This is a genomic window from Paenibacillus lactis (genome assembly GCF_017873605.1).
Classification (GTDB): domain Bacteria; phylum Bacillota; class Bacilli; order Paenibacillales; family Paenibacillaceae; genus Paenibacillus_AQ; species Paenibacillus_AQ lactis.
This window is the reverse complement of the sequence record NZ_JAGGKI010000002.1, coordinates 387,698-412,649: the sequence shown is the minus strand read 5'-3', so window position 1 is coordinate 412,649 and position 24,952 is coordinate 387,698. Positions and strand designations below refer to the sequence as shown.

21 protein-coding genes are annotated in these 24,952 nt (G+C 54.0%); 11 read left to right on the top strand and 10 right to left on the bottom strand.

All coding sequences use genetic code 11. The annotated features are described in order from the left end of the window. Nucleotides 1-121: 121 nt before the first annotated feature. On the bottom strand, nt 122-757 hold the full coding sequence (gene udk / locus J2Z18_RS04790; RefSeq protein ID WP_007130673.1) for a uridine kinase: 636 nt from the start codon (nt 755-757) through the stop codon (nt 122-124). A gap of 198 nt (nt 758-955) precedes the next feature. Here udk and J2Z18_RS04785 point away from each other — a divergent pair, with 198 nt between their 5' ends. Together J2Z18_RS04785 and J2Z18_RS04780 are read left to right on the top strand one after the other, a co-directional pair. Beyond that, entirely contained in the window at nt 956-1,585 is a 630-nt protein-coding gene (locus J2Z18_RS04785) for a carbohydrate-binding family 9-like protein (RefSeq protein ID WP_210094249.1), read from the top strand. A gap of 65 nt (nt 1,586-1,650) precedes the next feature. Then, complete coding sequence (locus J2Z18_RS04780) at nt 1,651-2,070, top strand: hypothetical protein (protein ID WP_144869610.1); 420 nt, start codon at nt 1,651-1,653, stop codon at nt 2,068-2,070. 194 nt (nt 2,071-2,264) lie between these two features. On the opposite strand, the gene J2Z18_RS04775 is transcribed toward J2Z18_RS04780, so the two are convergent. The 4 genes from J2Z18_RS04775 to fabF all read right to left on the bottom strand — a co-directional run bounded on the left by J2Z18_RS04775 (nt 2,265) and on the right by fabF (nt 6,434). Continuing rightward, nucleotides 2,265-3,389: a stalk domain-containing protein gene (locus J2Z18_RS04775; protein WP_210094248.1), complete on the bottom strand. Its 1,125-nt coding sequence runs from the start codon at nt 3,387-3,389 to the stop codon at nt 2,265-2,267. 202 nt (nt 3,390-3,591) lie between these two features. Then, nucleotides 3,592-4,476 carry an anti-sigma-V factor RsiV gene (rsiV, locus tag J2Z18_RS04770; protein ID WP_210094247.1) on the bottom strand — a complete coding sequence of 295 codons (885 nt, stop codon included), beginning with the start codon at nt 4,474-4,476 and terminating at the stop codon, nt 3,592-3,594. Continuing rightward, complete coding sequence (sigV, locus tag J2Z18_RS04765; protein WP_210094246.1) at nt 4,476-4,988, bottom strand: RNA polymerase sigma factor SigV; 513 nt, start codon at nt 4,986-4,988, stop codon at nt 4,476-4,478. Before sigV ends, rsiV begins: the two co-directional genes overlap by 1 nt. A 201-nt stretch (nt 4,989-5,189) precedes the next feature. Beyond that, the gene (gene fabF / locus J2Z18_RS04760; protein WP_210094245.1) at nt 5,190-6,434 is read right to left on the bottom strand and encodes a beta-ketoacyl-ACP synthase II; all 1,245 of its coding nucleotides are present in this window, start codon (nt 6,432-6,434) and stop codon (nt 5,190-5,192) included. Between the two features lie 138 nt (nt 6,435-6,572). On the opposite strand from fabF, the gene J2Z18_RS04755 reads away from it, so the two are divergent. Next, a complete protein-coding gene (locus tag J2Z18_RS04755; protein WP_210094244.1) occupies nt 6,573-7,418 on the top strand; it encodes a helix-turn-helix transcriptional regulator in 846 nt (281 codons plus the stop codon). A gap of 356 nt (nt 7,419-7,774) precedes the next feature. Here J2Z18_RS04755 and J2Z18_RS04750 read toward each other — a convergent pair whose 3' ends face one another. From J2Z18_RS04750 to J2Z18_RS04735, 4 genes are all read right to left on the bottom strand, one after another. Beyond that, entirely contained in the window at nt 7,775-10,735 is a 2,961-nt protein-coding gene (locus J2Z18_RS04750; protein ID WP_210094243.1) for a DEAD/DEAH box helicase, read from the bottom strand. Beyond that, nucleotides 10,732-12,384, bottom strand: coding sequence for an SWIM zinc finger family protein (locus tag J2Z18_RS04745; RefSeq protein WP_210094242.1), 1,653 nt, complete (start codon nt 12,382-12,384; stop codon nt 10,732-10,734). Before J2Z18_RS04745 ends, J2Z18_RS04750 begins: the two co-directional genes overlap by 4 nt. Nucleotides 12,385-12,689: 305 nt before the next feature. Beyond that, on the bottom strand, nt 12,690-12,860 hold the full coding sequence (locus tag J2Z18_RS04740; RefSeq protein ID WP_210094363.1) for a hypothetical protein: 171 nt from the start codon (nt 12,858-12,860) through the stop codon (nt 12,690-12,692). A gap of 191 nt (nt 12,861-13,051) precedes the next feature. Then, nucleotides 13,052-13,342: a hypothetical protein gene (locus tag J2Z18_RS04735; RefSeq protein ID WP_210094241.1), complete on the bottom strand. Its 291-nt coding sequence runs from the start codon at nt 13,340-13,342 to the stop codon at nt 13,052-13,054. Nucleotides 13,343-14,076: 734 nt separating this feature from the next. Between J2Z18_RS04735 and J2Z18_RS04730 the strand changes: the two genes are divergently transcribed. From J2Z18_RS04730 to J2Z18_RS04700, 7 genes are all read left to right on the top strand, one after another. Further along, a complete protein-coding gene (locus J2Z18_RS04730; RefSeq protein ID WP_210094240.1) occupies nt 14,077-15,882 on the top strand; it encodes a sensor histidine kinase in 1,806 nt (601 codons plus the stop codon). Further along, nucleotides 15,879-17,441, top strand: coding sequence for a response regulator transcription factor (locus tag J2Z18_RS04725; protein ID WP_210094239.1), 1,563 nt, complete (start codon nt 15,879-15,881; stop codon nt 17,439-17,441). The genes J2Z18_RS04730 and J2Z18_RS04725 overlap by 4 nt, the downstream gene beginning before the upstream one ends. 97 nt (nt 17,442-17,538) lie before the next feature. Beyond that, nucleotides 17,539-18,864, top strand: coding sequence for an extracellular solute-binding protein (locus tag J2Z18_RS04720; protein ID WP_007130658.1), 1,326 nt, complete (start codon nt 17,539-17,541; stop codon nt 18,862-18,864). Nucleotides 18,865-18,915: 51 nt separating this feature from the next. Beyond that, the gene (locus tag J2Z18_RS04715) at nt 18,916-19,791 is read left to right on the top strand and encodes a carbohydrate ABC transporter permease (RefSeq protein ID WP_007130657.1); all 876 of its coding nucleotides are present in this window, start codon (nt 18,916-18,918) and stop codon (nt 19,789-19,791) included. An 18-nt stretch (nt 19,792-19,809) separates the two neighbouring features. Beyond that, nucleotides 19,810-20,679, top strand: coding sequence for a carbohydrate ABC transporter permease (locus tag J2Z18_RS04710; protein ID WP_210094238.1), 870 nt, complete (start codon nt 19,810-19,812; stop codon nt 20,677-20,679). A 307-nt stretch (nt 20,680-20,986) separates the two neighbouring features. After that, nucleotides 20,987-22,048, top strand: coding sequence for a bifunctional transcriptional activator/DNA repair enzyme AdaA (locus J2Z18_RS04705; RefSeq protein WP_210094237.1), 1,062 nt, complete (start codon nt 20,987-20,989; stop codon nt 22,046-22,048). A gap of 145 nt (nt 22,049-22,193) precedes the next feature. Beyond that, a complete protein-coding gene (locus tag J2Z18_RS04700; protein WP_040738813.1) occupies nt 22,194-23,042 on the top strand; it encodes an arylamine N-acetyltransferase in 849 nt (282 codons plus the stop codon). Between the two features lie 154 nt (nt 23,043-23,196). On the opposite strand, the gene J2Z18_RS04695 is transcribed toward J2Z18_RS04700, so the two are convergent. After that, nucleotides 23,197-24,015: a helix-turn-helix domain-containing protein gene (locus tag J2Z18_RS04695; protein ID WP_007130653.1), complete on the bottom strand. Its 819-nt coding sequence runs from the start codon at nt 24,013-24,015 to the stop codon at nt 23,197-23,199. A gap of 141 nt (nt 24,016-24,156) precedes the next feature. On the opposite strand from J2Z18_RS04695, the gene J2Z18_RS04690 reads away from it, so the two are divergent. After that, complete coding sequence (locus J2Z18_RS04690; RefSeq protein WP_007130652.1) at nt 24,157-24,930, top strand: sugar phosphate isomerase/epimerase family protein; 774 nt, start codon at nt 24,157-24,159, stop codon at nt 24,928-24,930. The last annotated feature ends 22 nt before the right edge of the window (nt 24,931-24,952 follow it).

Sequence of the window (24,952 nt, the reverse complement as noted above, 5' to 3'; positions counted from 1 at the left end):
CCTATACGCTCAATGACCCGCCGATAGTGTTCCAGTTATCAGAACGCCCGCCTTCCTGTATAGGAAATGCGGGCGTTGTTGTTATGCAAAGCTACGGTCAGTTATGCGTTTTTAAGGGCTTCTATTCGCCGGACAGCGAGCGGTCGCCGGTCAAATATTTTTCCGTCAGGGTGGATAGCAGCTGGATGCCGACTTCATTCTGTCCGCCTTCCGGAATAATCAGGTCGGCGTATTTTTTCGAAGGCTCGATAAACGCTTCGTGCATCGGTTTTACGGTCGACAGGTATTGATTATGGATGGACTGAATCGTCCGGCCGCGGTCCTCGATATCCCGGACGACCCGGCGGAGGAGGCGCACATCGGGATCGGTGTCCACGAATACTTTAATGTGCAGCAGCTTGCGAAGGTTCTCATCGGACAGCACATGCAGTCCCTCGATGATGACAATGTTGTTGGGCTTAAGCTCTACGGTCTGATCCTTGAAGCGGGCATGCTTGGTAAAGTCATACACGGGCGCCTGTGCCGGCAAGCCCTGCTTGAGGATGCCCAGATGCTCGATGAGCAGGTCGTTATCGAAGGCAAACGGATGATCGTAATTGATCGCTTCGCGCTCCTCGAAGCTGAGCTCCGGGTGATCCTTGTAATAATTATCTTGAGAAATGAACGTCACTTTATCTGAGCCGAGTCGGTCGATGACTGAGCGGGCAACCGTTGTTTTGCCCGACCCCGTGCCGCCGGCGATACCTATAATGAGCATGGCGAATCCATAACCCTCCCTAGAAGTTTACAATTTCATTATTGTAGCACAGCATGCGCCTTTTTTCACTATGAGGACGCAGAGTAAAAGCTGGGATTTTCGAATTTTTCTCATCATTATTCTAACCAAGGAATGGTTAACAGAATCTGGATCGATTATCATAAAGCTAAATGCTCATATGGACAGGAGAGATGAAGGATGGCATCAGTACCGATTTATCCTTGCAAGCGCGCGGTTTACAGGGGGGCAGGAGAGGACGGCGCCGCAATCGATTGGGAGCGCTGTGAAGCGGTGGAGCTGACCGATACCGTGACGGGAAAGCCTGTGAAGGAACAGACAAGCGTCCAGGCCTGTTGGAGCCCGGAATGGTTTCATGTCCGGTTTATCTGCAAAGACTCTCATGTTGTATCCCGATATCGGCACAGGGATGATCCGCTGTACGAGCAGGATGTGGTCGAGCTGTTCATTGATGAGACGGGAGCGGGGCGCGAATATATCGAGCTTGAGGTCAGCCCGCATAATGTTGTTTTTGACGCCCGGATCCAAAACGACGGCATGAAGTCGATTACCGCCAGTGATGTGGCGTGGGATTTGGCCGGACTTGAAACTACCGTAACGCAGGATGACAAAGGTCGAAGAATATACGACATCGCGATCCCGGCCGTCAATTTCGGGAATCCGCCTCGTGCGGGCGGGAGCTGGAACGTCAACTTTTACCGTATAGACGAGGATCCCCAGGGCTTGCAGGAATTTCAGGCGTGGAGCCCGACGGGAGAGGTGAATTACCATATTCCGTCCCGGTTCGGCAAGCTCGTATTTGAGGAATAGAGGCTTAAATGGTTCAGCGGATAAAAGGCTCTCCTTTATACATAAACAACATGGGGTGAAACAAAATGGATCGAGAGCATGCCGTATTCCTTCTGAAATGTCACGCTTTCGTGCATGAAGACCTCGAGCATCCGAAGATGCAGCGCGGGTTTCTCGGCATGCTGCGCCCGTTCAACGGCGAGCTGGTGGAGGAGAACTTTCACGAGTTGATGCAGATCATCGAGGTGCTGGCTGATGACCTTGGCCAACCGGCGCTGGATCGGGAGATCATCGCTTGCTTCTGGAGCATCTGCCAACTGGCAACGGCCTGGGCGGTGTATCCGGAGGGGATGCTGCGGAGGAATGGGCTCTTGACGGCCGACCAAGAGGAAACAATCGAGGAATGGATTGACATGATCTCTTATGCGGTCATGGTGCTGCTGGAAGGCGAAGGCCAGCTGGATGAAGCCCTGTGGGGCTACCGGGAGTATTTGAAAAGGGCGTAGGGAAGCAGTCATGGGGCGAATACCATCTGTATGTTTATAATGATGACGGTTCGGAAGGTGCCTTAAACATCGTCGCTTCGACGAGAGAATAGGCATTTTGGCTGTGAAAAAGAGACCGCTCGCGCAAATGAATGCGGGCGGTCTCTTAATGTACTGTAATATGAGGGCGTGTAGAAGGACTGAAGCGCGTTTTTTTATTTTCCTGCGACGGAGATTGTGATCTGACCGTTCTTATTATCTTGGCTGACCTTCAAATTCAGAATGTCGGACAGGAACTCAAGCGGCACGTATACGTGTCCGTTTCTCATCTCCGGTGCTGCACCGAGCTTGCGGGGGGCTTTTTTTCCAAGGAAGTAGCTGTCCTTGTTCAAGCTGATGGAGCTCCAAAGGGCACCCTTCGAAATGTCGGCGGCTTTGCGCTTGCCGTTCCATGCAACGTCGAACTGCAGCTGGCGCAGGGCGCTTGCCAACGGCACCATGATCTTGCCGTCTTTGCCGATGTAATGCTTGCCGGAAGGAATGATCGATTGGACAGCTCCGTGCACTTCCTCCTTACGGTCCGGAAGCTTCACGGCAAATTCGGGCGTGCCGGTCGATCCCGGGGCGATGCTGTATTCTTGGAACACGATGTACGCTTTGCCGTCCTTCACGTAAAAGCTCTGCTCGGGATCTACACCCTGAAAGCCGTCCTCCCCTTCAAAATAGCGCTCTTGATCTGCAGCGATCGCGGATTTAATATGCGCATCCAGAATGGATGGGTACTTACTGCCGAACAGGTCCGCAAGCGTTACGCGCTTCGCTTCGGCCTCATTCGTGAAGTTGTACGTATCGATACGGGTATCCGGATTGTTCATGCCGGTCCCCTCCGTCGTGATTTTCAGGGAGACCAGACCGTTGTCCGAGCCGTCTGATGTCAGCTCATATTGAATCAGCAGCTGGTAGGGATGCATGGCGTAGCCGTTCTTTTGGGCCAGAGCTGCGGATGCCGCGGCCTCCTGTTCCCATATTGCGAGATCCTTGAAGGCATGGGATTCAATGATATCGTTCAGCTGATCCTGATATTTGGTGTCGGCGAGCCCTTGGAATACGGGAATGGTGATATCGGCCTCGAGCCATTTCTCGGTGGATTGGAGCGTCTTGCTGGTAACCAGCGGCGCGGCAAGCGCGGGAGCCGTGATCCGTCCGTTGCCGGAAGCGGCCTGGGCCTGTGCATGGACATGAGCGAAAGGAAGCCCGGAAGCGGACACCATCAGAATGCCTGCCAAGCCGGCCGCAACCAAGGTTTTGGTCCATTTTGTTGTATGCTGCATCGTTTTCATCGTAATTACCTCCTGGTGTTAAAAAAGGATATAGTCGTACAGTAGTTGTTAGTTGTTACATTGGAATCATGCCCAGCCGGGCTCGCCCGAGGCGATTTCCTGCTCCCTTACGCGGCGCCATTCATGTGGTTGATTTCCCGACATGTGACGCCACACCGTACACTGTGGAGCTATTGCGCGGTACAAAACGGCTTCTTATTAGTTAGTTGATATACTCGTTGCTGACGAGCAAGTCCTGGATCGCCTCCGTCGGAATCGTGAATTCCACAACGCCCATGTAGCCCGGCGCTACGTCATATTCATCGAAGCTGATGACCAGCTTGCCGTCCTGATTAATGTAGAAGTTCTGATCCTTCGCGATGCTTCGGAACATCTCCTCTTCCGGCATATCGGGTTCGATGCCCGGCTGCTGAACCCAGTAGACCTTGTTAGGGTCGTCCTTCATCTGCTGACGCATTTGCTCTTTAATATTGTCGCTGATCGCTTGGATATAGCGGTCGTCGCTGAAGAGGCTCGGCAGCGTGATGACGATGTGATTGATTTTATCGATCGTATCGTATTTGCGGGATTCGGCGGATGATCCGGCCGATTCGACGACATAACGGGAGAGGGTCAGCAGCCGATCCGTATCGGTGACGACTTCATAGCCGCTTTCCAGCCCGAGATGTCCGCCCCCGCCTTTTTCCAGCTGAGCCACTTCATCCTTAAAGTCCTCGTACAGCCTCCTGTTTTCCTCCAAATACTTGGTATTTAGGGACTGCTCCAGCTCAGGATCGCCGGTGCCGGCAATGCCGGGCGTTTTAAGATGCACATCGGTGTTTTCGTTCTGCTCGGCATATTCCCGGATGGTGATCACCTTGACGATCTTCCCGAGCACCGGCACTTCAGACAGCGCCTGGGCGAAGGCCGGGCTGGCGTTTACGCCGGCAAACAGCAGGATGCATGCAGCCGCGGCGCTGGCGAGCCAGGGCATGGCCTTTATTTTTTTTCGCCGGGAGGCGATCGTTCTGTTCACCATCTCGTTTAATTCATCGGGAATAGGAATGGACTCATACTCCTGCTTCATCCTATTCAGCTTGTCATGCATTATCGTCGCTCCTCCTCTTGGTCTTCCTCGCTCATGTTCACCCGAAGCTTCTGCAGTCCTTGATAGAGCCTTGTTTTCACGGTACTGAGATTCTCATGGAGCACTTCGGCAATTTCTTCGATCTTCATATCTTCAAAAAAGCGGAGGATAATCACGATCCGGTATTTGTCCGGCAGTTCATCCAGTGATCTTGCCAGGTCCAGATTCGGATAATGGTCTTGACTGCTTGGCAGCACGACCTCCAGTTTTTCATCGTCCATGATTTGGACTTTTTTCTGTTTTCGTATGAAATCCAGGGATGTTGTCACAACGATCCGGAAAAACCAGCTTTTTAATGAACCCGTATACTTTAGGTTTTCCATGGACATGAACGCTTTGTGGATGGCGTCCTGTACGATGTCGAGGGCATCCTCTTTGTTGCGGACATAGCTGTAAGCCAGTCGATACGCCCTTTCCTGGTTTTCGGTGATGCATTGGATTAGAAGCTTCTCCAGCTTCCGGCCGCCTCTCATGTAATCAGACACTCCTTTGGGCCCGCGCGGGTAACCATCAATTGCAATTGCCTTACGGAAGCAAGACGTGCGAGTGGTTTGAAAAGTTTGATTAGCTTAAAAAAAATTTTGGTCTGCTGCGACCGTCCACGATTTAGCAGGCAGAGAAAGCCGCGCAACAAGCAAAAGACCCCAGCTTCACCGGGGTCCTGACGCTAACTTCTATTCACCTTCACATTTTTGGATAATAATCGCGGAATTATGCCCGCCGAAGCCGAACGAATTGGAGATGCCGATCCGCAGACCATCGGAGCGTCTGGCCCGGTTCGGTACATAATCGAGATCGCACTCGGGGTCTGGCGTTTCCAGATTGATGGTGGGCGGAATGACGCCCTCTTGCAGTGATTTGACGAGCGCGATCGCCTCGATGCCGCCCGAGGCGCCAAGCATATGGCCGGTCATCGATTTGTTGGCCGTCACCGGAATCCGGTACGCATGCTCCCCGAATACCTGCTTAATGGCCGCTGTTTCCGAACGGTCGCCAATGACGGTGCTCGTGGCATGGGCGCTGATGACATCGATATCGGCTGGCGACAGCCGTGCCTCGGCAAGCGCAGCTCTCATCGCCCGGGCAGCTCCTTCGCCATCCGCAGGAGTAGCAACCATATGATAGGCGTCCGAGCTGGCGCCGTAGCCGATCACTTCGCCAAGGATGGGAGCGCCTCTGCGCTTGGCATGCGTAAGCGACTCCAGGATCAGGATGCCGGCGCCCTCCGCCATGACGAAGCCGTCGCGATCCGCGTCGAACGGACGGCTGGCGCGGGCGGGATCGCCTTCCCGGGTAGAGAGGGCGGTTGCGTTCGCGAAGCTGGCGACGGATATGCCGGTCAGAGCCGCTTCCGTACCACCTGCAATGATGACATCCGAGCGGCCAGCCTGGATGTGATAAAAGGCCTCGCCGATGGCGGTGTTCCCGATCGAGCAGGCGGTCACCGGAGCGAGCGTCGGCCCTAACGTCCCGTACCGAATGCTGATCATGGCGGCAGCCATGTTGGGGATCATCATCGGCACGAGCGTAGGACTTATTCGCTCCGGCCCCCGTGAGGCCAACGTTTCGCTTTGATTCATGAGTGTCTGGATGCCGCCGATGCCGGAGCCGACGTAGACGCCCATGCGTTCCCGGTTGACCTGGGTCAGGTCCAGCCCGGAGCTGGACACGGCTTGATCGGCCGCTGCCAGGGCAAACTGGCAGAAGCGGTCCATGCGGCGGGCTTCTTTCGCGCCGAATCGCTCGTTTGGATCGAATTCTTTGACGGTGCCTGCTATTTTCACTTTATGCTTTAAGGTATCAAATGTATCGATAGGCGAAACGCCGGACTCGCCCCGGGACAGCCTCGCCCAGAAGGTTTCGGTGTCATTGCCGAGCGGCGAAATGACGCCCATGCCCGTAATCACAACTCTTTCCATAAGATGTCAGCCTCCTCTAAGACTTTATATCTTGTCTTGCTTAAGGCTATAATGTCACTAGTTATATCCTATTACAAGATAGTGTTTATCCTAGTATAATTACTGCTATCCTGAGCTGGATAGCGAGGGGGGACAGGTATGAACTCTCAAGTCAGGCTGCAGGCGCTGTCGGCGTTCCTGAAAGGCCAGCGGGCCAAAATATCGCCGGAATCCGTCGGCTTGCCGCCAGGTACGCGCAGAAGAACGCCGGGGTTGCGCCGGGAAGAAGTGGCACAGCTGGCCGGCGTTAGCACCACCTGGTATACATGGCTGGAGCAGGGACGGGACATTCAGGTGTCCTCGTCCGTGCTGGATTGCGTTGCGAATGCGCTGCAGCTGAATGCGGATGAGCGGCGGTATTTGTACTCTTTGGCATTTGAGGGGGGTGGGGAAGTGTACCCCGTTCAGCAGGAAGCCGTTCAGATCAGTCCTTCGCTGCAGAAGATCATGACAGAGCTCAAGCTGTGCCCTGTCGTGATCTCCGACCGGATGTGCAACATCGTCGGGTGGAACCGGGCCGCAGCCTTCGTATTCCTGGATTTCGACCGGATTCCGCCGGAGGAACGGAATATGATCCGCCTGCTGTTCACACGCCGCGAATTCCGGCGGCTGGCCGTGAACTGGGAGCAGTTCGCCAGCGGTTATCTGGCGATGTTCCGGTCCTACTACGGACAATATGTCGGAGATGAATGGTATGACCGATTTCTGGAAGAAATGAAACGGAAGAATCCGGATTTTACCCGGATGTGGGAGGAGAGCCAGGTCAGCTACGCGCCGGAGGTGCATCTGGAATTCAGGCATGCGAAGGCCGGAAAAATGGTGTACGAGCTCACCTCGCTGAAGGTGTACGGGAATGCCGACCTGCGCTGCAGCATCTACACGCCTGCACAGGACACGAATACGGAAGCGAAGCTGCGGCAGCTGATGGAGGAGATGGGGGGGTGAGTTAGGGTCTGGGTCTGTTTTCGGCATTAAATTTAGCCATACAAAAACTGCACCCCCAATATGTTAGATGGTGTCCAACATTAGGGGTGCAGTTCAGCGGTACAGCTTCCGTGCACTAAGCAGAATGCTTAACACGGCGGCAACACCTTTGAGAATGTTCAGCAGCTCCACAAGGGTGATCATGGCATCATCCCCTTTAACAAGAGGCTAACGCCGTGATCACTCCACCGCACTTTGTCCTTGTAGATGAGTATAGCATCATAATAAAACGCTTGTCCCAGTAAATTCCAATAATCTGCGACAAACGGTGTACTATAGTTTAGGTCAGTCGATCACACCCCAAACTTCCTGCTCGCCTACACCCAGTCCCGCCGCAGCGTGAACAGCTCCTTCAATTCATCGGTGGAGAGCTCGGTAATCCAGCCTTCGCTGCTTGAGATGACCTGATCGCTGAGCATCTGCTTGCTCTCCAGCATCTCATCGATCCGTTCCTCGAGCGTTCCCATAGAGATGAACTTGTACACCTGGACATCCTTGGTCTGGCCCATCCGGTAGGCCCGGTCCGTTGCCTGATTCTCAACGGCCGGGTTCCACCAGCGGTCGAAGTGGAACACGTGGTTGGCGGCGGTCAGGTTGAGACCGACGCCGCCCGCCTTAATCGACAGGATCATCACATTCGGCTGTTCATTTGGGGGCAGCGACCGGGATTGGAACCGCTCGATCATGCTGTCCCGGGCCCGCTTGGTCGTGCTTCCGTTCAGGTACAGCACCGGCTCGCCAAGCTCTTGCTCCAGCACCTGGCGCATCATATCGCCCATGCCGATATATTGGGTGAAGATCAGGCAGCGCTCGTCTTCTTCCCGCAGCTCCTTCACCATGGACAGCAGCCGCTCCAGCTTCGCAGATCTGCTCACGATCGCTTCGGTGTCGAGAAGCCCGCCCGTTCCCGGCAATTCGGGAAGCGGCTCCTTCGTCAGCAGAGCAGGATGGTCGCAGAGCTGCTTGAACTGCGTCAAGGCGGCCAAGATCGCGCCTTTGCGCTCGATGCCTTCGAGCTTTTGCATCCGCTCCAGCAGTCCGCTTACCGTCTGATCGTACAGGGCGCCCTGCTCGGCGGTCAGATGAATATAGGTCTTCATCTCGTTCTTCTCCGGCAGGTCGAGCTGAATGGCCGGATCCTTCTTCTTGCGCCGGAGCATGAACGGCTTGATCAGCTTCTGCAGCTCCGCCATGCGCTGCTCGTTCTTGTCCTTCTCGATTGGTTGAATGAACCGCACGGTAAATCCGCGGAGACTGCCGAGATATCCCGGATTGATGAAATCGTAGATCGACCACAGCTCCGAGAGGCGGTTCTCGATCGGCGTACCGGTCAAGGCGACGCGGTGCCTTGCGGGAAAGCTGCGGACAGCGGCGGATTGCTTGGTGTCTGCGTTTTTGATGTTCTGGGCCTCGTCGATGCCGATGGACTCCCACTTGACGTCCCTTAACAGCTCCTGGTCGAGCGTGGCGGTCGCATAGGAGGTCAGCACGATGTCGGCATCATAGGCCATCCGATAAAATGCTTCGCCACCGCTTCGCTTGCCTCCGTAATGAAGCATGACCCGCAGCGTCGGTGCAAAGCGCTCCAGCTCCTTCTGCCAATTGCCTAGAACCGAGGTCGGGCAGATCAGCAGCGATGGAAGCGGCTCTTCGCCGCGCTGCCGCACCGTGTCCTTCACATGCAGGAGGTATGCGATGAACTGCACGGTTTTACCAAGGCCCATGTCGTCGGCAAGGCAGGCTCCGAGGCCGTAATGCCGCAGGTAAGCAAGCCATGCAAAGCCGTCCCGCTGATAGGTTCGAAGCTCGGCCTTAAGGTCTGGCGGCACGGGAAGCTCCGGCCATTCTTCCTGCCGGCCGAGCCGCCCGATCAGCTTCACGAAATGCTCGTTAAGCTCTACCTCCAGCTTCACCCGATCTGCGTCTGATGAAGATTCCCCGGCGGCTTCGGACGTCTCCGCTTCGTCGCTGCTGCCCAGTAAATGCAGCTGAAGAATGTCTTGGAAGGACAGCCCCTCTTCGCGGTTCATGCCCGCCATCATCTGACGGATCTGCGCGACGAGGGCCGGATCGAGCGGAATCCACTCCCCTCGGAACCGGACAAGCCGTTCGTTCCGGGCGACAAGGTCGGCGAATTCGGCCTCAGTCAGCGTGGATTCGCCGATGGCGATACGCCAGTCGAAGTTGACCAGCGAATCCAAGCCGAACAAGGAGCCACCGCTGCTTCCTCCTGCGGCCTCGCCTTCCCCTGCGCGCACCTTGGCCCGCAGCTTCGGCTTCTTCCGGCGCGCCGCTTCCCACCAGGCGGGAAGCAGCACCTGCCAGCCGGCCTCCAGCAGCCGAGCGCTGTCGGCCGTCAGAAACTGCCAGGCGGCCTCATCGGAGAGGGGCTTGCCGAGCACTTGTTCACCATGGCCGTCAAAGAAGCGGTCCGGCAGTGCCGCTCTCAAGCTTCGGAGCCAGCCGGGAGAGCGCTCGGCGATATGGGCAGCCCATGTGTCCGGCCAAGCACCATGCGCCGTTCCGTCTTCCGCCAGCCGTATGTCGGTAAAAGCCGCCGCGTCCTGCTTGTCCTGCAGCACAAGCGCAAGACGCCAACTCGTCTCTTCTTCATCGGGCTCCAGCAGCTGCAGCAGCGGACGGAAGGGAGCGGTATCCGGACGCCATCCGATGGAGATGAGCCAAGCCGCCGCGTCCATGCCGGCTGCCGCCGCCCGTTGCGGCGTGAAGAGCAAAGGATATTCTCTGCGCAGATCGGCTGCCGCTTCTTCCGTTCCATAATATAGGCGGTGAACATAGGCCGAGAAGGAAGCGCGCAGTCCCTCATCCCATGTTTCGTCCGCGCACAGCAGGGCGAGCTTCTCCTGCCCCTCATGGGTTAAAGCCTGCTCATCCCACACCCACTGCAGCTTTCCGGCCTTGTAGGCGCCGAAATCGGGAACAAAGCGGCGGTCCCTCGCGCACGCAGCGAGGGCAGGGGCCAATTCGATAAAGGGAATACAGGCTTCATCCCACAGCCATTCGATATGTTCCAGCAGCTGCAGGTCCGCGAAGAACGGAATGGCCTGTTCAGCCGGCAGTATGACGACCTCGATATCGGAGACGGATTGGACCGTGAGCTCCGTGCCGTAGAAGGAGTCCTCATGCCAAGCAAATAAGCGATGCTTCAAATACGTTCCGGGTACATAGCCCTGCATCAGGGTCGAGCCGTAAATCACCGCGTCCCCGAATTCGCTTATAGCCATATGAATCGTGATGGTTTCCGTGTATTTGCTCATGATATCAGCTTTCCTCTCCGCAGCTCTTCTTGAAATGCGCGCAGCCTGCTGTTGCGGACGGATAGGGACGTGATAAACAAATCCCAGCGTTCCTGCTGCTTGAGCTTCTTATACAGCTTGGCCAACCGCTTCAGCAGCTTGACGGCAGCTTTGTAGCCGTCCCGGTTCTTATGGAGAATGTAGCGTTCGACCGCCTGGTGGTAAAACGGCAGCAGAAGCTCCGGCGCATGCTTCTCAACAGGCGCAAGGTCGCTTACCCTCAGCTCCAGCGGTTCTCTGCCCGTGCTCAGCTGATAATCGATCCACTCCCGCCAGCGGCCGTGGGTCATGAGCGCATTTTGGTAAATGTGCTTGGAGTATGGAAGCAGGGAGGCAAGGCAATTCCACATGCGCTCGGCCGCCTCCGGAACATGCTCGATCACCGCATCCCAGTAGTCCTGGTAACGGCTGAGATGTTCGTTTCGATGGCTGCCAAGCAGCGGGCCGATCTCCGGAAGCCAGCGGGCGAGTCGTTCCCACTCGGAAGCCGAATACAGCATATGGAAGAAGCCCAACACGAATTCGGCCGAAAGGGTGCTGAGCTTGTCCGCTTCCCGGAGCAGCTCCCAGGCCGCCTCGTCTTGCCTCATATAGAAGTGCATCAGGCTCTGTGACGTCAACCATGCCGCACGGGAGAGCGATGCGCCGAAATCGCCTTCGGCCGCTTGCAGCTCCTTAAGCTCATCCGCATATGTCTGCTGATTCTCCCCGTAAACCGGGCTGATCCAGTAGATCCACAGCTGCATATAGACCTTGGCAAAAAACTTCCGGTTCCTCGGCTCGACCAGCATGCTCCTGCGGATATACGCCTTGGTTTCGTCCAGGCGTTCCCGAAACGCCTCTCCCGGTTCAATGTCTTCAAGTCCGTCTTTTAAGATTCTCCCGATTTGGTCTTGGACGTGGTCAGCTGCCACTTGGGTATGGTAGCCGATATAGGAGCCGGAGGAATTCCAGGCGCTCGCCTGCTGCTTTACCAGCTTCTCCAGTACAAAGAGATGGGCATGCAGCCCGTATAGCGGTTCCAGATCGGCAGGCAGAGGCGGCTTGATATGATGAAGGGCGGCCAAGGCGTTTTTGGCGTAAAACGAATTTTGGGTGTTCGTTCCGAGCGAAGCCGTGCAAATATCAAACAGCTCATGCCATGCCGTAATAGGCAGCGTCGGCAGCTGCTCCGCTTTGTCTCTCCATTTCTGGGGGCTCGGAGCAGCCTGCCCTGCTGCAGTCCTGGGCCGTAGAGAGTTGGGAGTAATGGGGGAGCTGGCCCAGGACATCGAATGTGCATTGACGAGGGCGTGAATGGACCGCCCTTGCTGCTGGGCGTAATCCAGCAGAACGGCCGCCATATGCTTGCATGCCCCTTCAACAGGGCATGAGCATTCGCTGTCGCTCAGGGAATTGACGCGAAGCCGGACCTGATAGGGTTCCGCAACCGAGCCTTGTACGAGGGCATCGATCACCCCGGAGGAAGGGTCAGACAGCTCGCTTGAGCGGACGCGGCCTTGCTTGAAATATTGAAAGCCCCTCTTGATCGTGAGGTCGCTGAAGGTCTGGGTCGTTCGCTGAATGAGTTCCTGCCACTGCATATCGTCTAAGGTCAAGTATGAATTCATGTTCGCATAGTCTCCTAAGAGAATTTATATCCATGTATCCATTTAATCTATCATATTCACAGAATTGGCGAAACAAGGCCAAGAAGCCGAAACAGTGGAAAAATTCCCTAACATGCATGAAACAGGGGGCCGAAGAGAGAAAGGGAGCTAGAAGCCATCGGGAGAAGAGAAACGTACGCGCCAAAGGGAGCTCCATATCCTCAGCAAGCAGCAGATGTGCGTGACAAGCAGCGGTAGGGAGCCCCCCAGGTTTTAAGCAAATCTTCCAAAAGGAACTTGCATGTTATTTGCCGTCAGGCTTCCTTTTATAGACGACGGTTCTTCTTATCATCAATGTACAGCTCGACCGCCGTGATGAGCCGGATCAATAGCTTGATCAGAAGAAACAGCGCATAAAGGCCAAGCAGTGCCAATAGCCCCTGAACGATTAATGCGATAAGCGGCAAGAATGCAAATGCGGAAAAACTCATGCTCACAGTCCATCACCTCCTCCAATAGAATCAATTGCTCTGGATCCGGGCGACGATGTTTGAGCTGCAGGAAGGATGTTTTCATATTAAATCAATTAGGAGAAGAACATGTATCCTTTATATCTTGCGCCCTTTTCGCCTTGTAAGCTTTAATCCATTTTCGTTTAGCAAAATAAAACCAAAAATAAAAACGAGTTTTAGAAATTGTATTTTTCAGGGTTTTTAAAAAAGTCGAGATAATTATATCTTCCAATAGGCTCAAAGGTCTTCCTGTCCTCATTGAACTCCAAAACAATTACTTCTCCACTCAGTCCAGAATTAGTTTCTGTTTCAACTATAGCTATTCTGTTCTCAGCTAGTTGTACAACTGACTCGCTGACGTATGATGGAAAATCAGGAGCATTATTTTGGGGGACTGGCTTAAGAGCAATAATTATAAGACAAATTAAGATTCCAATCATAATAGTTAATTTGCTTTTTTCCTGCACTGCTTCTCCTCCTAATAGGTTTTTTAAGTATCTAATTATAAAAACACATTTTATCAAATAATGTTTGTTTCATATCGGGACATATTGTACTCTTTAGAGCTGGTAGTTTGCCAAAGCGGTGCTACTGATCTCGGGTCAAGTTAACGAATTTTTAATTAAATTTCTGTCTAATTGGTGGTAATCGTAATATGTATCGGGCACAATCGCGCACAATCGTGCGTGGGAAAATGGCTCTTGGTGTTCCATGCCGACTCGGACACTGGGAAGCAAACGGTTCTTGCCTGTATTGCATATTTCTGCAAATCTAAACGGTTTATGATAGATTATAGAATGCACCGCAAGGCATTGGCTTCGCAGGCATGTAAAGCTCCCCTGGCCTGCTACTGCTGACCATGTGTAAGAGCTTTGAATAGAACCCTTCTAAGCTCTCTAGTGGCTTTGGGGCCCATTGGGCCAAGAGATCTTCCGGTTTTAAGACAAGCTGCAGAAGGTAATATGTAAGGCTGCAAAAGGCGCTTCCCATAAGCTGCTTCCTGGATTTCTGGTGAGCGGGATGAAGGGAACGTATATTTTCCTCCCTAAGCCTTTAATACCATTTACTTGAGTCTTAAGTATCCTCTAAGATAGGTAATAAACTTGGTGGATGTCGACCGTTGTCCAATTTTGTAGTAACCGCATACAAAGCTAACTAGCCTTACGGACCCATTCCCTAGGGTATAAATGAGGTGAACGCATTGCAGCAATGGCTTGGGAAATCATTAAAGCATAAATTATCGCTGCTTATCATTATTACGACGATGGTTCCTTTGCTGTTTCTCGGCTTTTTCTCTTTTAACATGGCGGAAAGCCTGACGGAGGAGAAGGCCAAAATTACGGGCATGAACACCTTGCGCCAGCTTGAAGCGTATCTCGATACGATGGTGAAGGATGTTGAGAACATGTCGCTGTTTTTGATCGGCCATAACGGAGTGCAGTCCTATCTGAAGTCGTCCGAGAGCAATTACGTTCAGCAGACGACCGTCATCAACTTTTTGACCAATCTGGCGTTTTCCAAAGACTACATCGCCAACATTATCGTGGAGCCGCTCGGCAATAAGGATCCGATCTCCCATAAATCGCTGGTGCGATCCGAGTTCAAGGACATTACGGAGGAGATTCCGGATTATTACGCGCAGCATCCGAAATGGTGGTCTTTCGTCCACCGGCAGTGGACTTTTGAAGGAGTCAGGAAGGTGATCACCCTGGCGAGGCCGATCCGCAGCACGGACAAGTACAAGCCGATCGGCAATTTGCAGATCAACCTCGATCAAGCGGTCATCGCGAACCAATTCCGGCAGGCGGTGCTGGAGAAGAGCGGCTTCGTGCTGCTTCTGGACGAGCAGAACCGGATCATCGTCGGCCCGCCGGATATGGAGACCAATCTGACGCTTTCGGATTACTACCCTTCCATCGGCGAATTTGAAGGCGTCAGCGGCAGCATGGATTACGGCAAGGATGAAGACAAGAAGACCATCCTATATAAAAAAATGTCCAGCGTGAACTGGAAGCTCGTCGGCATCATCCCGTCGCAGGAATACCGCTCGCAGAACCAATACTTCTTGAAGCTAACGGCGGTGGCGGTCACCGTGGCCGTCGTGTTCGTGATCGTGCTCGTCTTGTTTCTGATCCAGAAAATTACGAACCCGCTGTCCGTGCTCGCGAAGTTCCTGAAAAACTCCAGTCCCGAGGAGCCGCTGCCGGCCCTCCCGGTCAAAACGGTTGACGAGGTCGGCCAGCTGATCATCAGTTATAACCGTCTGAGCTCGCGGATTGTGAAGCTGACCGATGAGGTAAAGCTGAGCGAGTCGCTGAAGAAGGAAGCGGACATGCACGCGCTGCAGGTACAGATCAATCCGCATTTCCTTTACAATACGCTATCCTCCATCCACTGGCTGGCCCTGATGAACCAGGATGTAAAGATTGCCGAGATGGTGGGCTCGCTCAGCGACTTTTTGCGGTTCAGCCTGAACAACGGCCAGGAATACTGCACGATTCAGCAAGAGATCATGCATGTCCGCCATTATGTGAATATTCAGAAGATCAGGTACCCGGACAAGTTCGAGTTTGACGTCCGCGTGGAGGAGAGCTTGTATAACCAGACGATGCTGAAGCTGCTGCTGCAGCCCCTCGTGGAAAACTCCATGCTGCATGGTATTTTGAGCCGGGACGGCCTAGGGATGATTACGATTTACGGGGAGCGCGTACCGGGCGGTATTCGCTTCACCGTGGAGGATGACGGAATCGGGATGTCCCCGGATCGCCTCAGATGGCTGCAGGAGCAATTGACGGAGCATCCGCAGCAGCAAGAACGGGAGAAAGCCGAGCGCGGGAGCTACGGGCTGCGCAATGTGCATAAACGGCTTCTTCTCCATTACGGGCGGGATGCCGGCTTGGAGATCGAAAGCACCGAAGGTGCCGGAACCCGGGTCCTGTTTACGATACCGGATACGATGGATGACACCGGCCATGAAGGAAATAACAAAGGGGATGACAAACCTTGAAGGTATTGATCGTTGATGATGAAGTGATCATTCGCAATGGCCTGAGCACGGTGATTCAATGGGCGGAGCATGGCTATACGGTGCTTCCCCCCGCGGCTTCGGCTGAGGAAGCCCTTCAGCGGCTTCCGCTCGAGATGCCGGATATTATATTTACCGACATTCGGATGACGGGCGCAAGCGGGCTCGATCTGGCTCATGAGGTACGGCAGCATTTTCCCGAGATCGAGATCATTATCATCTCCGGCTATGACGAGTTCGTTTATGCCCAGCAGGCGATGCGGGAGGGGGTCAGCGATTATTTGCTCAAGACGAGCAGGCCGACCGAAATCATCGAGGCTGCCAATCAGGCGAGGGCACGGATTGAAGCGCGCAGGCAGCATCACGCCAAGGGCATGGAGCAGGAAGCCGCCGTTAACCGCAGCTTTCTGCGAAGGGTGCTTGCAACGGGCTCTTCGCCCGATGAAGCGAGCATAGCTGAGTTGTGGAACCGATATCCCCAGCTTCGCATCGAAGCGGGCAAGTCGCTTCAAATTTGGCTGCTGTCCATTCAGGCGATGGAGCAAGGGGACGAAGCATCCCGGCCAACCGAATGCAACGCATCCCTAGGCTCCGTCCTCGCCGAAGAGCTGCCCTGCGCGTGGATTGAATGGAACGGCGCGCTGCTTGTGCTTGCTAGAACCGAGCCAGGCTTCCCGGACCGGGTGAACGCCGCCGTCCGAGCGTGGGAGACCCGGCACGGCTGCCGGGTCTTAGCCGCAAGCGGCCGGCCCGTTCATGAGGCCTCGGAGCTGCATATTGCCGTGGCTTCGGCGGAGGAGGCTGCCTCCTATGCATGGCTGCTGGGGCATGAGCGGAGCATCCGCTTTGAGGACATCTCCGGCCGTAAAGGGATCCGGACCGTATGCACGCAGGACGAGGAAGCGGAGCTCGCTTCGCTGCTTCGTTCCGGCCAGGAGCCGGCTCTGTATGCCTGGATCGGGCGTTTGCTCGAGCGGATTTCAAGCGATCCGGACGCAACCCCGGGATCGGTGCAGGCATATCTGCATTCCCTGCTCATCTATGCGCAGCGCTGGCTTGAACGCGCGGCGGACTCGATCGGGTATTCCAGCCCGCTGGCTTCGGAGGAGCCGATCCATTTCGGGGAGTTGAAGATTTCGCCGGAGAGCGTGCTGACCCGTTATCTCGGGCTGATCATGAAGCAGTACGGTGAAATGGTATCGGCGACGACACCGGTTCAACGGGCGATCGCCTATATTCACGAGCATTTGGGCCAAAGCCTGTCGCTCCAGCAGGTTGCCCGCCATGTGCACATGAATCCGAACTATTTCAGCGAGATGTTCAAGAAGGAAACCGGTCAAAATTATATTGAATTCGTCACCCAGGCGAAGCTGCGGAAGGCCATGGTGCTGCTTCGGGAGACACCGGCCAAAATCAGCGAAATTGCCAATGAAATCGGCTATGAGGACATCAAGTACTTTAACCGGCTGTTTAAGAAATGGACCGGACAGACCCCGTCGGAATATCGGGCAAATCCTGAATTTTGTCCCTCTATGGACTGAAGTATATCCCCTATGTAAGCGCTATATCCTCTTTTATACTAAAGACGATCATCAAGAGATTAACCCATCCGAACGATTATAAAAGGGGGATTTAACTATGAGACCAGGAAGAAAAATAGGTCTAGTCCTGCTGGCCATGTCTCTGCTCCTGGCCGCTTGCGGCGGCGGAAAGAGCAGTGAGAAGGCCGGCGAGAGCACGAACGGCTCGGAGAAGGTAAAGCTGACGATCTGGCACAACTTTGCCGGTGACGACCTGCGGGCGAAGGCCGTTCGCAGCTATATCGATCAGTTCGCACAGGATCATCCGGAGGTTACGCTGGACGCACAGGCGATCCCGCCGGACGGCTATCGCCAGCGCTTGAGCACGGTGGCTGCCGCCAACGAAATGCCGGACGTATTCTTCGTCTATGCCGGAAGCCAATCGTCCGAGCTGCATCAAGCGAAGCTGCTCCAGCCGATTACGGAAGTGCTGGATGCGCATCCGGAATGGAAAGAGAAGTTCCTCCCTGGCGCATTCGATCCATTCGAATTTGAAGAAGGCCAGATATATTCCGCTCCGCTCGGAATGTCGGCGACATCGATCCTGTATTACAACAAGGCGCTCTTTGAGAAGCACAACGTGAAGGTGCCAACGACGTGGGATGAAATGATGACCGCGATCAAGACGTTCAACGACAACGGAATCACGCCGATTGCGCTTGGCAACAAGGCGCCGTGGGTAGCCCAGTCGACGATTCTCGGCTCGCTTGCGGACCGGGTAACGGGTACGGAATGGTTCAAGAATGCCGCTGCCCAGCAGGGAGCGAAATTCACCGATCCGGAATTCATCGAGGCGCTTGGCTATTTCAAGCAGCTCGTGGATAACAAGGCGTTCCAAGAAGGCGCGAACAGCATTGATAACACGCAAGCCGAGCAGTACTTCATTCAAGGCAATGCAGCGATGATGATCAGCGGTGCTTGGACCTTGACGAATCTTGCGGCATCTTCTACGGAAGAGCAAATGAAGGACATTGAAGTAACCACATTGCCGGCGATTCCAGGCGGCAAAGGCGAAGCGAACACCATTTCCGGCGGCGCCGGCGGCGGACTTGCGCTCAGCAGCAGAACCGAGGGCAAAGCGAAGGAGCTCGCACTGGAGCTGATCTACACCGTGAGCGGACCGGAAGCCCAGAAATCCATTGCCGAGAGCAATTCCATGGTTATGTACGATGCCGAGATCGACCAATCCAAAGTAACTTCCCTTTACTACAAGGCGTACAACCTTGTGAAATCGACGGGAATCACGCCGGTATACGATGCTTATCTGTCTGCAGAAGCAGCTGAAGTCATCAACAACGGTCTGCAAGAAATTATGATGGGCGGCTCCGTTGAAGATGTGGCTAAGAAGCTGCAGGATGCGCAAGCCAGATCCGCTACTCCGTAAATTGTCAGCCCTGAACATGCTTAAGGATAAGGATAGGAGGAGGAGGCTGCCATGCCTACAGCGATGAGAAGCAAAGGATTTATAGCCATAGCGCTTCTTCCTGCGCTTCTGTTGTTTCTGATATTTGTCATCATCCCGGTGTTCTGGTCGGCCTATTACGGATTTTTCAGCTGGAAAGGGTTTGGTGAAGCCACGTTTATCGGACTTGATAATTATAAAGAGATGTTCAAGGATCCGATCTTCTGGCGCGCTCTTCGCAACAACTTGATCCTGGTCGTGTCCTCGATTATCGGTCAGGTGCCCATCGCGTTGGTTCTGGCGATCGTCCTGTTTAAAAATTCGCTCTTCAGCCGGTTCATCCGTTCGGCCGTATTTATGCCGATGGTTCTTTCCACGGTGGTTGTCGGCCTCATCTGGGGGTACATCTACCACCCGCAGTTCGGAATTGCAAACCACGTGCTGGAAATGCTCGGATTGGAATCGTGGACCCGGGCCTGGCTGTCGGATCCGAAGGTGAATATGCTGGCGATTTCGATTCCGATCAACTGGGCCAACGTCGGCCCGTATCTGGTCATCTTTATCGCAGCGCTGCAAAACATCTCCCCGGAGATTCATGACGCAGCCAAAATCGACGGATCCTCGGGCTGGAACAAGCTGAGAAACATTACGCTGCCGATGATCTGGAGCACGGTCGTCGTTACCATCGTGCTCTGCATCTCGGGAAGCTTGAAGGCGTTCGACCACGTTATCGTCATGACGGGCGGCGGACCGGCGCAATCGACGGAGCTGCTTGCCACCTACATGTACAACAGCACGTTCAGCGTCTATCGTTACGGTTACGGCTCGGCCGTATCCACCATGATCATGATTGTCAGCGCGATCCTGATCGCCATCAACTATTTTGCAACGCGCAGAAAGTCAAGTTAACAGGAAGGAGTGAGCGACATGAATTTACAGACAACCGGTATCGGAAGCGCTTCGGGAAAAAGAACGATCATGAAGGGATTATCCGGGTTCGTCAAACTGCTGCTGCTTGGTTACGCCATTCTTACGCTCTACCCCCTGTACTGGCTTTTTACGAGCGCGTTTAAATCCAATCAGGATTTCTTTACCAATCCTTACGGCCTGCCGAAGGAATGGATGTCAGAGAACATATTCCGGGCGTGGGAGCTTGGAAATATGGGCCGCGCGATGCTGAATTCGACCGTGGTGACCATTATATCCGTCGCCCTGACGATTCTGCTCAGCGTTCTTGCTGCCTATGTGCTGTCCAGATTCCAGTTCCCGTTCAAAAAGGCCGTCGTGGTTCTGTTCACGACAGGCCTGCTGATCCCGATTCACAGCACGCTTGTACCGCTGTTCATTATGATGAAGAACATCGGCCTGCTCGATACGTACGGGGCGCTCATTCTTCCCTACACGGCGTTCGAGCTGCCGATCGCAATCTTCCTGTCGATGGCTTATATGTCATCGATTCCAAGGGAGATCGAGGAAGCGGCCATGATCGACGGCAGCGGCTGGTGGGGAATCTTCGGCAGAATGATTCTTCCGCTCTGTATGCCGATCGTGGCAACCATTTCGATTCTGGCGTTCCTGCGGTTCTGGAACGATTTCTCCTTCGCGCTCGTCTTTATCAATACCCAAGCGCTGAAGACGCTGCCTCTCAGTCTGTCGCTCTTCTCGGACGGCTTCGGTACGGATTATGCGTTGACGATGGGAGCTATGGCCATCGCGGTCATTCCGACCATTGTCGCTTACCTGATCCTGCAGGAGCAGATCATGAAGGGCATGGTGGCCGGCTCGATTAAAGGTTAAGTCAGCTGCAAGGGAAATTAACAAACTGTACCGTATAGCGGGAATACAGTCGATGGATTCAGGAAGTTCCACTTCATATGCATCTTGAAAACCCTCTACCGATTCATTCGGAAGAGGGTTTTTGTTGATGGCGGTGGATTCAACGTGTTAATTTTAAAAAAATTCATGCACGATTTTCGGCGATGTCATGCTTGCAGAAGAAATATAATGAGAACAAATGGCGGTGCCTGGATTACCCCAAAGCAGCTCACAACATGAACCACGGTCGCACATGGCGTGCCAACAAAGGATACGGGAGGAATTTTGCATGATATCAGCCTCGAATCAACAGGAATATTACCAGGCGCTGCTGGAGAAGAAGTCGGAATACGAGGGCGTCTTTTATGTAGGCGTTAAGACAACCGGCGTATTCTGCCGCCCGACATGCCCGGCAAGGAAGCCGAAAATCGAGAACTGCGAATTTTTTGGGACGGCCGAAGAAGCGCTGCTTGCTTCCTACAGGCCCTGCAAACGATGCCGGCCGCTTTCGCATCCCAATCAGGTGTCCGACCTGGTTCGGCTGCTTGTAGACGCGGTGGAGGCAAACCCGGAGAAGAGATGGACCAACCAGGACTTTCAGGAGCTGTCGGTGGATGCCTCAACGGCGAGGCGCCAATTCAAAAAGCGGTTCGGGATGACCTTTGTCGAATATGCAAGGGCACGGCGGATGGGGATTGCCTTGAAGCAGATTCGGGAGGGACATGCCGTCATCGATGCCCAGCTGACGATCGGTTACGAGTCCAGCAGCGGGTTTCGGGATGCCTTTTCCCGGATTATGGGCGCAGCGCCTACCCGGTCAGGCCATCACCGTGTTCTAAGAGCTTCCTGGCTGGACACGCGCCTCGGGCCGATGATCGCGATTGCGGACGAGGAAGCGTTATATTTGCTTGAATTCGTTGATCGCAGAGGGCTGGAGCGCGAGGTTGAACGACTTCGGCGGAGAACCCGTTCGGCAATCATTCCGGGTTGCACCGCCCCCCTCCGTTCGATTGAGCGTGAGTTGGGCGAGTATTTTGACGGGAAATTAACGGTGTTTCAAACCCCTCTGCGCATGTTGGGATCTCCGTTTCAAACCGAAGTCTGGAGTCGGTTATTACAGATTCCTACCGGTCAAACGTCTTCGTATGGCGAAATCGCGGCAACGATGGGAAAGCCAACCGCGTACCGTGCTGTTGCTCAGGCGAATGGGGCGAATCAGCTCGCGATTGTCATACCCTGTCATCGCGTGATCAATGCGAATGGTGAATTGGGCGGGTACGGCGGGGGATTGTCGCGCAAGCAGTGGCTGTTAAACCATGAGAGGGCGATGGGGGCCGGAGCTGATAATTAGACTTAAGTCGTAGGGAATGGTCTTAGCTCGGGCCGGACTTTTTTTGTATCGATTAAGTAGTCGTTCGTATGATGTATTCAGATGGAAGGTCTTTAAAATAAAGAGCATAGCTTCCACTATCGGAGAAGGGAGACTGATCATCGTGATGGATCAAGAGCGATTACCCCAATGGGTCACCAATTATCTGAACTATATTCAAGTTCCGTTAAAGGAGCCTTCCTATGCGTATTTAACTGAAATCTGCACGGCGCATCATAACCGGATTCCGTTTGAGAATATCAGTACACTCCTTCGATTCCATGAGTATCATCAAACAGGAAGCCTCCAGGAAGATGCAAAGCGGTTCGTGGATCAGCTGCTGCAGTTCAATATGGGGGGGACCTGCTACATGATCAACAGCAGCCTTCAACAGTTGTTGACACAGCTTGGTTTCCGCAGCCGCTACACGTTGCTTGGAGGCGGGCATGTCGGATTGCTCGTTCAGCTTCCTGATGAGGAGGAAGAGGTCTATGTGGATTGCGGGAATGCAGCACCATTCTTTCAGCCGGTTCGATTGATGAGCGAGCCCGATTACGTGTCTGCGTATGCCGGTATTGAAGTAAGATTACGCCCAGCCGGCGAACCGGGAACCTATGCGTATTACCGGTATGTCGACGGCAAGCTGCAAACGGATCTCTTGTGGACCTTCGATACGAGAAAAACCTATCAATTTGATGATTTCCAGCCTGCGATACGGCAATATTTCAAGCCGGATGATATGTTTACTTCGACCTTGCGCTGCCAGCTTTGGCAGCTGGATCAGCAGCGTTCGCTGTCCTTGGTCAACAATGGTTTGAGCATCCGGTATATCGATGGAACGGTCGAGAAGCGGGTATTGTCGGATCTTGGAGAATTACGTGAAGTCATCAATCAAGAATTCAAACTCCCCAAGCTGCCGGTAGAAGAGGCGGTTAATGTTCTCCGGCAGCTCGGGGTGGATATATGGAAGGAATAATGATGCCTCTTTTCATAGAAGCGAAATCCCATAGGCCGCCGCCAGTTGGTTGAAGAATACTCATGGGCTGCCGTCAGTAAGTTGAAGAATACTCATGGGCTGCCGCCATTGGTTGAAGAATGCTCATAGGCCGCGTATTCGTTGAAGAATACACTCAAATGAGGCGCTCAGGACTCGCCGGGACGGTGGCAGCTTCCCGGAATTTAACCGGCGACATGCCGTAGTTGGCGCGGAAGACGCGGTGGAAGTAGGAATAGCTGGCGAACCCCGAGGTTTCCGCGATTTCCTCCAGCGTCATCGTGCTGTATTTGATCCGCTCAACGGCCGCGTTGAGGCGGATTTCCAAAGCATATTGAATCATCGTCTTGCCGTAATACTCCTTGAACAGCTTGACTGCCCGCGACAGGCTCAGGCCGACGTGCTTTGCCGCATCCTCCAGCTTAAAGGTAACCGTGGCATGCTCCTCCACAAACCGCTTCAGCCGGAGGGCTGTAAAGGCGAGGCGGTCGGCCGGCTTCGTCTCGGTAATGGCGCGATCCAGGCTGAGGCACAGCCCGCGCAGCAGGTAGCCTGTCATTTCATCGTTTTCCCCGTCCATTCCGCGCCGTTTCTCCAAGAGGAGATGTCTCCATAGTCCAAGCAGATGATCGTCCAGCCCGATCCGGCTGACGACCGGGCGCTGTATCCGGCCCCACCATTCATCGATCCATGCCCCATCGCAAAATATGAAATAATCCCCGCTGGACACGCGGCCTTCCCCGCCGCCGTCCTTGACACGCAGCTCGTACTCGTCGCCGGGCTTCAGCAGCAGCAGATCTCCCCCCTGCACATGGTGCACGATTCCGTTGCAGTACACCTCACAGGATCCTTCCGTCTGCAGACGAAACAAATAGTTCGTCAAGCCGCCCCGATGGCTGTTGCTGAATTGCTGGAAGTGGTACGAATAGTCGCAGATCAGCAGTCTTGCATCCATAATGGCCAAAACCTCCAGTGAAAAATATAAGCAGATAGTTCATGTTGCAGCCATATTGTTTATGTTCATTTTAGCCCATTTCCTTGTATGATAGTAGCAGATTGAGCATTAACCCAAATTTTGAATCGAGGTGCGCCAAACATGAGAAGAATGAATATCGGTTTGCAAATGTACACGCTGCGCGACGAGACGGCACAGGATTTCCGCGGTACGCTCCGCAAGGTGGCGGAATTGGGTTATGAGGGTGTTGAATTTGCAGGCTACGGAGACATTCCCGCCGAAGAAATGAAAACGCTTCTTCAAGAGCTCGGACTGAAAGCGATCGGCAGCCACGTCGGTCTGCATCTGCTGCGCGAGGATCTGCAGAAGGAGATCGATTACCTGAAGACGATCGGCGCGAAATATATGATGTGTCCATACGTTGCTCCGGAGGACCGCGAGAATGCCGAGGATTGGAAGAAGCTGTTCGCGTTCTTGGAAGAGGTAGGGGCTGAAGCCCGCAAGCAGGGTCTTATCTTCGGTTATCACAACCATGCATTTGAATTTGAAGATAAAGTGGATGGAGCGTTCGTATTTGATGCCATGTATGCGGCAACCTCACCTGAAGCTGTGCAAGTGGAAATGGACGTATGCTGGGTACAATTTGCCGGTCAGGACCCGCTTGCCTATATTCCGAAATATGCTGGCCGTCTGCCGCTTCTCCATCTGAAGGACTTCAGCAAGGATGCCGAGGGGAACATGAAGACGCTGGAGCTTAGCCAGGGCGACGTAAACCTGCCGGGCGTCATTCAGGCTGCATCCGATGCAGGCACGGAATGGCTGATCGTTGAGCAGGACGTATGCCAGAATCCGCCGCTCCAAAGCGTGGAGAACAGCATGAACTGGCTGAAGCAGAACTATTTGAACCAATTTTAATTAATTCGTACCTGAGAACGAG

Coding starts and splice junctions, on each gene's coding strand:
- udk (WP_007130673.1), bottom strand. CDS start 757: ATGCTCATTATAGGTATCGCCGGCGGCACGGGGTCGGGCAAAACAACG.
- J2Z18_RS04785 (WP_210094249.1), top strand. CDS start 956: ATGGCATCAGTACCGATTTATCCTTGCAAGCGCGCGGTTTACAGGGGG.
- J2Z18_RS04780 (WP_144869610.1), top strand. CDS start 1,651: ATGGATCGAGAGCATGCCGTATTCCTTCTGAAATGTCACGCTTTCGTG.
- J2Z18_RS04775 (WP_210094248.1), bottom strand. CDS start 3,389: ATGAAAACGATGCAGCATACAACAAAATGGACCAAAACCTTGGTTGCG.
- rsiV (WP_210094247.1), bottom strand. CDS start 4,476: ATGCATGACAAGCTGAATAGGATGAAGCAGGAGTATGAGTCCATTCCT.
- sigV (WP_210094246.1), bottom strand. CDS start 4,988: ATGAGAGGCGGCCGGAAGCTGGAGAAGCTTCTAATCCAATGCATCACC.
- fabF (WP_210094245.1), bottom strand. CDS start 6,434: ATGGAAAGAGTTGTGATTACGGGCATGGGCGTCATTTCGCCGCTCGGC.
- J2Z18_RS04755 (WP_210094244.1), top strand. CDS start 6,573: ATGAACTCTCAAGTCAGGCTGCAGGCGCTGTCGGCGTTCCTGAAAGGC.
- J2Z18_RS04750 (WP_210094243.1), bottom strand. CDS start 10,735: ATGAGCAAATACACGGAAACCATCACGATTCATATGGCTATAAGCGAA.
- J2Z18_RS04745 (WP_210094242.1), bottom strand. CDS start 12,384: ATGAATTCATACTTGACCTTAGACGATATGCAGTGGCAGGAACTCATT.
- J2Z18_RS04720 (WP_007130658.1), top strand. CDS start 17,539: ATGAGACCAGGAAGAAAAATAGGTCTAGTCCTGCTGGCCATGTCTCTG.
- J2Z18_RS04715 (WP_007130657.1), top strand. CDS start 18,916: ATGCCTACAGCGATGAGAAGCAAAGGATTTATAGCCATAGCGCTTCTT.
- J2Z18_RS04710 (WP_210094238.1), top strand. CDS start 19,810: ATGAATTTACAGACAACCGGTATCGGAAGCGCTTCGGGAAAAAGAACG.
- J2Z18_RS04705 (WP_210094237.1), top strand. CDS start 20,987: ATGATATCAGCCTCGAATCAACAGGAATATTACCAGGCGCTGCTGGAG.
- J2Z18_RS04700 (WP_040738813.1), top strand. CDS start 22,194: ATGGATCAAGAGCGATTACCCCAATGGGTCACCAATTATCTGAACTAT.
- J2Z18_RS04695 (WP_007130653.1), bottom strand. CDS start 24,015: ATGGATGCAAGACTGCTGATCTGCGACTATTCGTACCACTTCCAGCAA.
- J2Z18_RS04690 (WP_007130652.1), top strand. CDS start 24,157: ATGAGAAGAATGAATATCGGTTTGCAAATGTACACGCTGCGCGACGAG.